This window comes from Brachyspira pilosicoli, assembly GCF_019402445.1.
Taxonomy (GTDB): domain Bacteria; phylum Spirochaetota; class Brachyspiria; order Brachyspirales; family Brachyspiraceae; genus Brachyspira; species Brachyspira pilosicoli_B.
Window position 1 is genome coordinate 1 of the sequence record NZ_SRZM01000165.1, and the last position, 2,610, is coordinate 2,610.

Annotated in this window: 2 protein-coding genes; one reads left to right on the forward strand and one right to left on the reverse strand. The window is 27.5% G+C overall.

Translation table 11 applies throughout. The features are described from left to right. Positions 1-71: 71 nt before the first annotated feature. Positions 72-911, reverse strand: a complete 840-nt coding sequence (locus E6A48_RS06395; RefSeq protein WP_219709219.1) for a hypothetical protein — start codon at positions 909-911, stop codon at positions 72-74. A gap of 148 nt (positions 912-1,059) precedes the next feature. Here E6A48_RS06395 and E6A48_RS06400 point away from each other — a divergent pair, with 148 nt between their 5' ends. Next, entirely contained in the window at positions 1,060-2,580 is a 1,521-nt protein-coding gene (locus tag E6A48_RS06400) for an aryl-sulfate sulfotransferase (protein ID WP_219709220.1), read from the forward strand. Positions 2,581-2,610 lie beyond the last annotated feature (30 nt).

The window sequence follows — 2,610 nt, forward strand, 5'->3', positions numbered from 1 at the left end:
TTATAAAATATTTTATAAAGCTATAGCTAAATTATGTTCTATATAATCAATAAAATATAATTATTAAAAAATTAAGATTGTTTAGTAAATTCAGTTGCTGAAACTACAGTTGTAGGCTGATTTTCTGTCCATTCAACTTTAGTAGGTACTCCATCAGCTCCTATTTTTATAGTAAGATGATGATTATTTTCAATATATTGGAATTTTATGTCTCCTGGTGTTGTTACTGCTGTTGTATTTATATTTACTCCATCATATAAAAGTCCTTGTATACTGTAACCTGTGCCTTCATATCCACTAAAGCTAGTAAAAAACATAAAAGGTATTTTAAATATTTGTTGTCCATTATCAGAATAAGTAATAAATTGCTGATCAATAACTAATTCTTTAGCACCATTAATCCAAGTTCCTTTTATATCTTTTACAGTAGATGAATTCTCACCTCTTGTTATACCCGAATTATGGTCTAGTATTCCTTCTATAAGTTCCTGAGTTGAATTATTTTTTATGCTTACATATCCAACACCTGTAGAAGATTGAGCTGGAAGTTGTATTTCACCTATCCAATTACCATCAGAAACTATATAGCCTTTATAGCCACCATAATATATATTTTTATAATTGCCTTCTTCACTGTATATTTTAGATTTATCAAAATTTTGTTTGCTTCCTGATTTATTTGATATTACCAATCCTGATATAGAACCTCCAGATATTGTAACATCAATAGCAGTATTTCCTGTATTATCTACATTATAAAATTTCCAAGTTCCATCATATGTAGCAGGTATACCATTAGCTTTATATTCACTTTCATTATTATTATCATTATTAGGATCAGAAGGACTGGAGCAACTTAAAATAAAAATACTAATTATTATTAACAACATATAATTTTTTTTCAACATCATAAAATACTCTCTTTTCTATATATTTTTATACTATCATATACATTTAATAAGTCAATACAAAAGTAAAATTATTTTGAAGTTATAGACATAAAATATAAAAAATGTTAATATGAAAAATAATTTCATATAATATTTTAGGAGTTATTTTATGAAAAAAGTGCTAATAATTCTAATATCTATTATAGCAATATCTTGTAATAATAATCAAACAGGAAGTATAGGAAAAATAGGTGAAATAACTATTAACCCTCTTCAATATACTCCATTATCAGCAGTATATATAATAGATTCAGTAAATACTATCCCTATAACTGTAACTGTTAAAGGTCAACATGGTGAAGCTGACTTAATACATACATATCCAGCAGGTTATGGTACAGAATTCCCTATACATGGTATGTATCAAAATATAGAAAATACTATAACAGTTAATGATGGCGGAAGAATAATAGAAAAAAAACATAACCCTGGTATGATAACTATGTTTAGAGGTTATGCTCTTCAAGAAAAATATGCTCCAGTAAAAGCATACGACTCTTCAGTACAAGAACAGTATCCAAATAATCCAGATATGTTTTTTGTAGGAGTGATTGCTCAGGCAAATCCTACTGCTTGGGAAGGTATGATAGGAATATCAAAAAATGGATATGTTAGATATGTGAATACAGCAATAAATTATATATCAAGATTTGCTGTTGATAATAATAGATTTATACTTTATAACATGGAAGGAAATGAAGGTATATATGATTTTCTAGGAAACAGACTTTTTGCAACAAAGAATCATATGCATCATGAATTAGTAAAAAAAGGAAATAATTATATATATTTAGCAAACTCAGATTGGGGCTGGGAAGATAGATTAATAGAAATGGACACTAATGGAAATATAATTAAAGATTTATACTTTGGAGATTTATTAAGAAAAGCTGTAGGAAGTGGTAACGAACAAGAATTATCCCAAATAGTATATGATTATAAAAATATATACAATGGAAATACAAAAATAGATTGGTTCCATGCTAATGCCTGTGTATACGATTCTTCTTCTGATACTTTATACGTTTCTTCAAGACATCAAGGAGTTTTTGCTATAAGATATTCATCTTGGGAATTAATATGGTTTATGGCCCATGATAACTTAAAAGTAGATGCTGGAACTGGATATTCTCAAATACCAAGTCAAAATTATTTGAAAGATGTTCTTTCTTTGCAGCAATATAGAGTTCAGGGAGTTGGAAAAACAGACGGACCTAGAAATCAGCATGCATTATTTCTTTATGAAGATGGAAGAATAGCTATGTTTGATAATAGAGATCAAGCAGATGGAATGCCTGGTTCAACTGGTGAATCAAGATACGTAGAATACAAAATAACAGGAGATAATAATTCAGGATACACTGCTACAATAATAGATAGTTATAAAAACGGAGAATACTCAAAAATAGTTTCTGATATTGATTTAACAGGCAATAATAATGAAAATCTTTTAATAACTTACGGTGCTTTTCAAGCTAGAATATTAGAAATGACTAAACAAAATAAAACTTTATTATTTAGATTAGATTTACCATTTTTAACCTACAGAACAGATAAAATGCCTTTATATTATGAACAAGGAAGAAAGTATTCTGAAGATTCTAATTTGAAACAACCGCTTATTTATTAATTAATAATATAAAAATGGCTTGATTATATA